Source organism: bacterium (assembly GCA_009926305.1).
Classification (GTDB): domain Bacteria; phylum Bdellovibrionota_C; class UBA2361; order UBA2361; family RFPC01; genus RFPC01.
This window is the reverse complement of sequence record RFPC01000088.1, coordinates 1-9,054: the sequence shown is the minus strand read 5'-3', so window position 1 is coordinate 9,054 and position 9,054 is coordinate 1. Positions and strand designations below refer to the sequence as shown.

Here is a 9,054-nt window from a genome sequence, read left to right as displayed (position 1 = left end):
ATCTCAAAGCTACAACCTCTCGATCTTCTAACTGAAACATGAAATCTGTGGGGAATCGGTCTTCATTGCGCTTCACGGCACGCACCAGAATTCGAGTCTCCACCTCATAAAGAATTGCTATCGAATAGGCTTTGCCCCCCAAAAAAAAGAAGCTGGTACCTGATTACTGGGGGCTTTGCCCCCCAAAAAAAAGAAGCTGGTACCTGATTACTGGGGTACCTGATTACTGGGGGTGCGGCATTCGTGCGTTCAAAAAATAGGAAATCCTTCTAAATCTCCCCTCTCTCGGTAATCAGCCAGACTCTACCCAGTTGCATGACTGACTCGAATACAATCCATCCCAAAAACAGCTCGATCAAACACAGAGCCAGCTCGGCCGAATCCGCAAAAGCGGGAAAGCGAAATGTATTCCACTGCTCAGTTAATCAAGGACTCTAACCCTAAAATTGCGAACCCTCCCCTTTTTGGAGATGTAAAAGAGTGGTATTTTCCGGATATAGACTGCTCGGACCAAGAGTCTTACGAGCAGTTCAGCGTCTTCTCCAAAGTGGAGTATTTGAAACTTATGTCTGATTCTCCGAACCCATCATTTCGAACACCACTCCCCCATGTAATGATCCTGACTCGGATTGAACGGTTGGGAGCATGGGTTCTTGACTCCATTCAGTACTGGGGGAAGGCCTGGATTTTCCTCTGGAGAATCCTCTCAGGTATTTTTTCACCGCCTTTTCGAGCAAGACTTCTTTTTCAACAAGTTGCGCAGATTGGTTTTCACTCAACCTTTGTTGTTGCCTTAATCGGAATTTTTACCGGAGCCGTTCTTGCCGTACAAGGTGAGTATACTCTCTCCAAGTTTGGCGCAACGGCGTTTACAGGACCGGCGGTGGCGCTTAGCCTCATCCGAGAGCTAGGCCCCGTGCTTACCGCATTGATGGTGATTGGGCGTTCTGGTTCAGCAATTACTGCAGAGCTTGGTATTATGAAGATAACCGAACAAGTCGATGCGCTTCGTTCGATGGCAGTCGATCCGATGAAATACCTGATGGTTCCACGATTCCTAGCGGGCGTAATTGCCATGCCCCTACTCTCCGCCATTTTCATCGCTATCGGTATTTTTGGAGGATATCTGGTCGCGGTCGGGGTTCTGGGTCTTAGCTCTGGGACGTTTGTCAGTCAGATGGTAAGTGCCGTTGGTCCAGTGGATGTATATTCAGGATTTATAAAAGCACTTGTATTTGGGGTTATCTTTGGCTGGATAAGTTGTTTTAAGGGCTATACCTGCAGCTTTGGAGCAATAGGAGTCAATAAAGCTACAACGCAATCAGTAGTAACATCTTCTGTCTGTATACTCGTAACCGACTACTTTCTTACGAGTATTCTTACACGAGTATTCCTCTAGTCTTATGATTTCTGTTCGTGGCGTCTCAAAATCCTTCGGGAGTCAGGTGGTACTACAAAATCTCAATCTTGAGGTTGCAGCCGGAAAAACAACAACAATTGTTGGACCAAGTGGCGCAGGAAAATCGGTCTTGTTGAAACTTATTATGGGAATATTAGAGCCTGATGAGGGTGAGATTGAAGTTTGCGGCTACAACATTACCAGTGCTCGCAGCGAACGAGAAAAGAATGAAATTCGAGAAAACCTTGGGGTGCTCTTTCAGTCGGCAGCACTGTTCGATTCGCTAACCGTATACGAGAATATCGCTTTTCCACTCGTTGAGAGAAAGGGCTTGAAAAAAGAAGAGGCCCATGAGCGAGTGGTGCACTTGCTAAGAGCATTGTCTTTGACGAAATATGTTCAGAAGTTGCCACAGGAGGTATCAATCGGAATTCGAAAAAGGGTGGGGCTTGCTCGCGCTCTGGCTTTCGAGCCCAAGGTGCTGCTCTTTGATGAGCCCAATACTGGACTTGACCCGCTGGTGGGACAGGAAGTATATGATCTAATCTCAGAAAGTCAGAAATCTCAGGGGTTTACGGGTGTTGTAATTAGTCATGAGTTGCCCGAAGTGTTTCAAGTTTCAGACAGGGTTGTCATGCTCCTCGGAGGTCGGATTATTATGGAGGGAACACCTGATGAATTTCAGCAAACGAAGAGACCTGAAGTAGTGCAGTTTTTACATGGGTCAGTAGAAGGACCAATTCACATACAGTAAACGAGAGACGGAAAAGGGAAGTGGGACGTGAGTGAAGAAAAGAAGAACGGAAACCAAAACTCAGAGATAGAGATACCGCGACGTACCTTTACTATTGAGCTCCTTGTAGGGATTTTTACGATCCTCGGCGTTATTGCAGCCGGTTATCAGGCTATCGGTCTTGGTGGATTATCGTTCGTTCCATCCGGTGATTATGAAGTGCTAGCAGAGTTTGATAATATTTCGGGTCTCAAGACAGGAGCATCTGTGGAGATTGCAGGTGTTCCAATTGGTAAAGTGAAAGAGATTCGATTGAAAGATCCGCAAGCAGAAACAGTTCTACAAATTTATAAGTCTGTGAAGCTCTTTGAGGATGATATTGCATCAGTTCGAACGAAGGGGATTATTGGCGACCGGTATGTAAAGATTTCTCGAGGCGCCTCGGATGTTGAGATCGAGCCAGGAACACTGCTCTTTGAAACGGAATCCGTTGTTGATATTGAGGATATTATTGGGAAGTTAGTGCACTCATTCGGAAGCAAGGATGAAGACTCCGAGAGTTAATCCAATCCCAGACACATAGGCAGGAATTCATGAAATATTTCGATATGATACAAAGGCAGAGCACAGGGAGAGTCCGATTTGCGGTAGGGGTATTCACCTTCTTTGTCCTGTGTTTGATGTACACCCCTGAGTCGTTGTGGGCTGACGAAAAGGCGCCATCGTCGCCTCGGGCCGAGATGCAAGTTGTATTAGATCAGCTCATCTCTGTCGTAACGGAAAATGCGGGCGAGGAAAACGCTACGGTGCGGCGGGATAAAATGAGAGACATTATCGAACCAAAGTTCGATTTCAAAGAGATGGCAAAGCGGTCTCTCGGAGTAAACTGGAAATCAATTACCCCAGAGGAGCAACAAGAGTTCGTTGATCTTTTCTCTGGTATGCTTGCTCGTACATATATCGGAAGGATTGAAAAAGTAGAACAAAATATGGTCGAGATTAAGAGCGAGACACTTCGCCATCCTCGAGCTCTTGTAAAGACGATAGTCACATTTGACGGAGGAGAGTTCCCCCTCGACTATAAGTTGATTTATTCTGATGCTGGTTGGCAGGTATATGATGTGATCATCGAGAATATCGGCCTGATCTCAAACTACAGGAATGAGTTTGCTGGGATTATTCGAAAAGAAAGTTTTCAGGGGCTGCTCACTCGACTCCGAGAGAAAGAAAATAGCGAAGTATCAGAAGAAACGAAGGTCTCTCGGGTGCTTCTTTTGAGCGCCCTTTCGTAGTTGCGTATGGTCTAGCGCCCCCGCCTCTCTTTCCTTATCTCAGGCTTGCAAAATCTGCGGAGCGGATTGAGCCAGACCTCCTTAACCCCTTGAAACAACTAATGTTTGCTGCTATGAAAGTTTTTTACAAACTTTCCCCTGACCTCTGAATCCTAAAAAGTGTAATAGGTGGATGAAAGTATTGCGGAAAGCGTTGGCCTTCTCTTTCTCGGACGCTTTCTGATCACCTCACCTGTGAAGCGAAAAAGGTATCCCTTTCTATGATAGATTTCGCCGTTATTCTCTTTGGTCTGATTATTGGAAGCTTTCTTTCCGTCTGTGTGTATCGCATCCCTTTGGGAAGAGCTTCAGGAATAGAAGAGATGCTTGAGGAGGACTCTGATGAAGCGCAAGCGGAGAACCAGAGCGAGCAAGATTCTGTCATTTTGAATTCGCCTCACTTTACCCAACGAGTCACCATTGCCTTCCCTCCCCGATCTTTCTGTCCTCACTGTGGAGAGCAATTAAAGTGGTATCATAATATTCCGCTCTTCAGTTTTCTCTTCTTACGCGGAAAGTGCGGCTTTTGTCAGGCGGGTATTTCTTTTCGGTATCCTCTCACCGAGTTGTTATCGGCAGTCTTTGCTTGGCTGAGCTACTCAACCTTCGATACTCCAACAGCCATTGTTGCCTATTTGTTGTGTGCCGCTTTTCTCGTGTTGAGTTTCATTGATATTGAGTACTTTCTCCTTCCTAATGTGATTACCTATCCAGCGACGATTATCGGTTTGACGATCGCTCTTATTCAAGGCTATGCCCCGTTTATTGAATCGCCTCCTTTCGTGAGTAATATATCTGAAGCCCTTATTGGTGTTCTTGCTGGAGCTGGCTCGCTCCTGCTTATTTCACTCTTTTATACATACGTACGGAAAAAACAGGGGCTTGGGCTTGGGGATGTAAAGTTACTTGCGGTAACTGGTGCTTTTTTCGGTCTGAATGGTGCTTTTTATACGATTTTTGTTGGCTCTTTGCTCGGCTCGTTTCTGGGAATTGCCCTTTTACTGCTCGGTCGCGGCAAGTGGTCTTCTTACCTTCCCTTTGGCCCGTACTTGGTTGCGGCAAATTTACTATACCTCTTTTACGCTGAGCAATTTGCTCTCATCGTAGAAGATATTGCAATGCAGCAAATGGGGGGAGGCTGATATGACAGAACCGGAAGGGGCTGTGATATCAGAAGAGGTCAGAAGCTCGCAACGAGCACTTTCTATTCTTATCATCGATGATGATGAGCAGATACGGAGCTCTCTTAAGCTTAACTTGCAACTTGCGGGGTACTACGTTCAGGAATCAGCGCATGCTCAAGCTGCTCTCCGACTTCTTTCAGAGCAGTCTGTCGATATCGTTTTGTGCGATCTACAGATGCCAGTGATTAACGGCATGGAGTTTATTGAGCAGTGTAAAGTTCAGAATCCAGATACTGCTGTAATTCTCATGACTGGATTCGGGAACCATAGCCTTGCAATAGAGGCCATGCGCCGCGGAGCGTATGACTATATTGCTAAACCGTTCGATATTCAGGAGTTGGTATTTACCCTCCGAAAAGTTGAAGAGCGTGAGCAGTTACTCATGGAAAACGCAGTCCTCCGCTCTGAAGTGGAAGGGCGATACAGCTTTGGCAGCATCATCGCAAAAAGTAAGGGGATGCAGGAAGTTTTTGAGAAGGTAAAAAGGCTATCTCAGTTTAATACCACGGTGCTCGTTACGGGGAAATCTGGAACAGGAAAGGAGCTGTTAGCGCGTGCCATACATCATAACTCGCCACGCAGAGGCGGGGCCTTTATCGCCATTAACTGTGGAGCTATTCCAGAAGCACTCATGGAGTCTGAGCTTTTTGGACATCGAAAAGGAGCGTTTACAGATGCTTCTCGCGATAAGCGGGGGCTATTTGAAGAAGCTGATGGAGGCACGCTTTTTCTTGATGAAATTGGAGAGATGCCCTCACATCTTCAGGTGAAGCTGCTACGCGCCCTTCAAGAGCAAAAAATTCGAAGAGTAGGTGATGAACAAACCATTCCTGTTGATGTTCGGGTTATCGCAGCTACGCTCAGGGATTTAGAGCAAGATGTGCAGGACGGACGGTTTCGAGAGGACCTTTTTTATCGCCTTAATGTAGTTGCCATCCATCTTCCGCCTCTACACGAGCGTACCGAAGACATTCCCGTCCTAGCAGATCACTTCATTCAAAAACACAGCAAGCGGTTGGGACTCCCCTCGCGAGCGCTTCATCCTGACGCTCTCAGAGCTCTTCTGTGCTATGAATGGCGTGGAAATATCAGGGAACTTGAGAATGCCATTGAGCGTGCACTCGTCATGTCTGATGGAAAAAACCTCGATGTTAGCGCGCTGCCCGAACCGATTCAGCGGAGTTTTGATAGCAGTCTCGGTGGCAAAATGGGGCTTAACGGTGATTTTGACATCGGAGTATCCGAGTCTAATCTCTCTATTAAACAACAATCTCGTTCGTTAGAAATTCGCCTCATTAAAAGGGCATTAGTCCAGACGAAGGGAAATCGGACCCATGCTGCTCGCTTACTTGAGATTAGCCACCGAGCGCTCCTCTACAAGTTAAAAGAATATGATTTGAATGACTTTGGGAAGGATTAGTCGTTTTGCCTAAACGCCCCCTCACTCCCTCTCAATGAATCTGCCCTGCACCCTTGACCCACGAATCGTTCGACGAGCTGTTGATAGTTTTGAGGAGAGAAAATGGAACCAGCGTTCTGAGAAAATATGCCTGAGGAAAGTCGAGATCATACCTAATAACCACCTGAATAAACTTGTTGTTTTATGCTTAGGTGGTATCTTTTTATGGATGTTATAATGCCTTTAGGCACGAGACGTGCTCAGATGATAAAAAGTGCGAGAAACGCACAGTGTTAGGTTTTTAATCCCCTTTACGTAAACACCGCAATGCTTCAGAAAAGACAGATCGATTCGATCATTGATATCTTAAAGCGCGACTCGAAGCGTGTACTGAAGATGCGGGTACCCTCCTTCCCAAACCCGTATTATTGCTCCTTTCTCCTCCGAGATGTGAAGTGGTTCAATACATGGGCGAGTAGTGGCTCTACTTACCGACGACGCTCTGACCACACACGGAATGTCTATTGTGACATTCGGGTTGGAAGCTACCGATATGATCAAGTAACCGAAGGGGGACTCTTCGACAACGACGATGAGCGCGATAGCTATAACCATGTGACCGTCCCAATTGATGATATCGATTATTCTGGACTCAGAATGGCACTGTGGCGGTTATCGGAATCGAAATTTCGTGAGGCCTGCGCTGATTACAGCGATAGGCGGGCTGCAAGCCTCTCCACCATTGATTCAAATAGGCGTTTTCAATCGTTCGTAAAGTCTCCTGCTATCCGCTCGGTGCGATATGCAAGGCCAGAAACGATTGATGAAGATAAGTGGGTCCGCTTCTGTAAGCGGACATCAAAGTACATTTCACAACTGAAGCAGGTAAGTGGGAACTATGTAGAGTTTGATGTGAGCCAGAGCAGTAGTGTTTTTGTTAGCACTGAAGGGAGTATTATTGTTCAGCATCAACGCCTCTTTTCGCTCGTAATACACATGCGAAAGTTAACGAAAGAAGGCGCTCAAGTTGAACAGGACCTTGTGCTCAACTGTGGCTCGTTAAAGGATCTTCCGAATCCGAAACTCCTCAGGAAGTTGATCCACCAAAAGTATGACCAGCTCGTCGATCTTATTAATGCTCGGAAGCTACACTCATTTTCAGGACCCATATTATTATACCCGAAGCCGGCTGGACTGCTCTTTCATGAGGCGATTGGCCATCGGCTCGAGGGCTCTCGTCTTTTATCCCAGGGCGAAGGACAGACCTTTAAAGGACATATCGGAAAGCGTGTTATTTCAAGCGACGTGAGTATCCGAGACAATCCAAATATGAAGCGGTGGCGTGGGCAGCGGTGCATTGGAGCCTACGATTATGATGATGAGGGAACGCCAGCAGGAGATGCGCTACTCATTGAAGATGGCGTTCTGCGAGGATTTCTAACAACCCGTTCTGCAATCGCTAAAAAAGCTCATGTATCGAACGGACATGCACGAAACCGAAAATTTCAACGACCGATTAGTCGAATGGGAGTCACTATCATCGAAAGTAGTAGTCGGCTGACACTGGATGAGATGAAAGAACAGTTGCTTGAAGAGATTCGGGCGCAGAATAAGCCTTTCGGCATGATTGTGTATGAGTCATCAGGTGGAGAAACTGAGACAGCAAGCTATGACTTTCAGGCTTTTGCGGGTCAAATATCATACGCAACGATCGTCTATCCGAATGGAAAGGAGGAGCCAGTCAAAGGAGTGGATTTTGTAGGAACTCCTTTGCAGGCGCTAGGAAATGTTGTGGCAGTTGGGGGCACTCCAGAGCTTGATAACAGCTATTGTGGGGCCGAATCAGGCTTTGTGCCTGTTACAACGATTTCTCCGGCTATTTTGCTCAGAAACCTTGAATTGCAAGCAAAAGACGAAGAGCTCTATACTCCCAATATTCTCTCGAGACCAAGGATCTGAACGAGGCTCCCTCAGCTTCATAGAGTGATGTCTGAGATCTATTCCCCGACGACCGCGCGTATTCTCTCCTCAATGCCCTCAACGGTTCCCGCAAGTTGACGTGCAGCTCGTTCAATTGCCTCAAGCGCGTTATCCGAAAGTTCGCGTTGGTTATCGCTCTGTCTTGCAACGAAAGCCATCGTTACGATTTCTTGCAGAGGATTGTTCAGATCGTTTCTCAGGTCTGCTCCAAGTGTTGACACTCGGCTCTTAATATTCGGAAGCGTTGGCCTAGGAGCGTGTAAATCTCTCGGTGTGAAAACACGCTCTGAGGTCGAACGCGAGAGGTTTCTTCTCTTAATGAGGTGGTATCCTGCATTCGAGAGGTGGGTTATTGAGCGTCCAACGGAGCGTCCAACAATCAGCAAGTCGGGAGGATTTGCTTGATTCTGTAAGATTGATTGAATCTTTTGGGGTCCGCCATCAGGGAGGATTTCACTTGATATGATGAGGTTGATCGTTCGGCTTTTTAGAATCCAAGAAGCAAGGTCGAGGGTTGGTGAATACATGATCGAGGCGTCGGGGAGAGAGTAAAGGAGCTCTCGAGTAATGGCTCCTGCCATTTCAGCACTGCCGTTAATAATGAGCACCACTTGTTTTTGATTCTCCAAGGATTGTTGCGACGGAATTTGCCTCGGCTTTCCGATGGTTTGCCTACTTGAGGGTTCCGCTGTACGGAGTCGAATTACTTTTCTATAGAAAAGTGGTGGTGTCATAAGAGGGGATTCCAGCTAAAACCTTATTTTTTCTGCCTCAAGCCATCTGTTGTTTGGCCATGCTTTTCTACCGTTGCGATGCGCAACGAGTACGCGCGATGCGAAGAGTTCACGTATTAGAAGAATCATTCTAGAGATTTCCAGGAGTTGTCACTCGAAAGTGTGCAAAAAGGGCTTTCGCAACCCTCTCAAGAACCACCTAACCAGCTGAAGTAATTATGAAAAAAGCGGATGCCGCCAGTATTCCGTCCGTTTCTTCCCTTTGAGGAGCCATGAGTGTTCCACGTGGAACAC

General features: G+C 46.7%; 9 protein-coding genes. 7 read left to right on the top strand and 2 right to left on the bottom strand.

Going from position 1 to position 9,054, the window contains the following annotated elements; genetic code table 11:
• The coding region (locus tag EBR25_11340) for an ORF6N domain-containing protein (protein NBW41577.1) at positions 1-142 on the bottom strand (142 nt) is incomplete at its 3' end.
• Between the two features lie 471 nt (positions 143-613).
• Here EBR25_11340 and EBR25_11335 point away from each other — a divergent pair.
• The 7 genes from EBR25_11335 to EBR25_11305 all read left to right on the top strand — a co-directional run bounded on the left by EBR25_11335 (position 614) and on the right by EBR25_11305 (position 8,005).
• Positions 614-1,399 (top strand): ABC transporter permease, encoded by a 786-nt coding sequence (locus EBR25_11335; protein ID NBW41576.1) that lies wholly within the window; start codon positions 614-616, stop codon positions 1,397-1,399.
• A gap of 4 nt (positions 1,400-1,403) precedes the next feature.
• Positions 1,404-2,153 carry an ATP-binding cassette domain-containing protein gene (locus EBR25_11330; GenBank protein ID NBW41575.1) on the top strand — a complete coding sequence of 250 codons (750 nt, stop codon included), beginning with the start codon at positions 1,404-1,406 and terminating at the stop codon, positions 2,151-2,153.
• A 93-nt stretch (positions 2,154-2,246) separates the two neighbouring features.
• A complete protein-coding gene (locus tag EBR25_11325) occupies positions 2,247-2,696 on the top strand; it encodes an MCE family protein (protein ID NBW41574.1) in 450 nt (149 codons plus the stop codon).
• 29 nt (positions 2,697-2,725) lie between these two features.
• Positions 2,726-3,424, top strand: a complete 699-nt coding sequence (locus EBR25_11320; protein NBW41573.1) for an ABC transporter substrate-binding protein — start codon at positions 2,726-2,728, stop codon at positions 3,422-3,424.
• Between the two features lie 260 nt (positions 3,425-3,684).
• Positions 3,685-4,605: a prepilin peptidase gene (locus EBR25_11315; protein NBW41572.1), complete on the top strand. Its 921-nt coding sequence runs from the start codon at positions 3,685-3,687 to the stop codon at positions 4,603-4,605.
• A gap of 1 nt (position 4,606) precedes the next feature.
• Positions 4,607-6,067: a sigma-54-dependent Fis family transcriptional regulator gene (locus EBR25_11310; GenBank protein NBW41571.1), complete on the top strand. Its 1,461-nt coding sequence runs from the start codon at positions 4,607-4,609 to the stop codon at positions 6,065-6,067.
• Between the two features lie 306 nt (positions 6,068-6,373).
• The gene (locus EBR25_11305) at positions 6,374-8,005 is read left to right on the top strand and encodes a hypothetical protein (GenBank protein ID NBW41570.1); all 1,632 of its coding nucleotides are present in this window, start codon (positions 6,374-6,376) and stop codon (positions 8,003-8,005) included.
• A gap of 38 nt (positions 8,006-8,043) precedes the next feature.
• On the opposite strand, the gene EBR25_11300 is transcribed toward EBR25_11305, so the two are convergent.
• Positions 8,044-8,760 (bottom strand): hypothetical protein, encoded by a 717-nt coding sequence (locus tag EBR25_11300; protein NBW41569.1) that lies wholly within the window; start codon positions 8,758-8,760, stop codon positions 8,044-8,046.
• Positions 8,761-9,054: the final 294 nt, after the last annotated feature.

Bases quoted from the DNA above. Each gene is read 5' to 3' on its own strand.
- EBR25_11335 (NBW41576.1), top strand. From the start codon at position 614: ATGATCCTGACTCGGATTGAACGGTTGGGAGCATGGGTTCTTGACTCC.
- EBR25_11330 (NBW41575.1), top strand. From the start codon at position 1,404: ATGATTTCTGTTCGTGGCGTCTCAAAATCCTTCGGGAGTCAGGTGGTA.
- EBR25_11320 (NBW41573.1), top strand. From the start codon at position 2,726: ATGAAATATTTCGATATGATACAAAGGCAGAGCACAGGGAGAGTCCGA.
- EBR25_11315 (NBW41572.1), top strand. From the start codon at position 3,685: ATGATAGATTTCGCCGTTATTCTCTTTGGTCTGATTATTGGAAGCTTT.
- EBR25_11310 (NBW41571.1), top strand. From the start codon at position 4,607: ATGACAGAACCGGAAGGGGCTGTGATATCAGAAGAGGTCAGAAGCTCG.
- EBR25_11305 (NBW41570.1), top strand. From the start codon at position 6,374: ATGCTTCAGAAAAGACAGATCGATTCGATCATTGATATCTTAAAGCGC.
- EBR25_11300 (NBW41569.1), bottom strand. From the start codon at position 8,760: ATGACACCACCACTTTTCTATAGAAAAGTAATTCGACTCCGTACAGCG.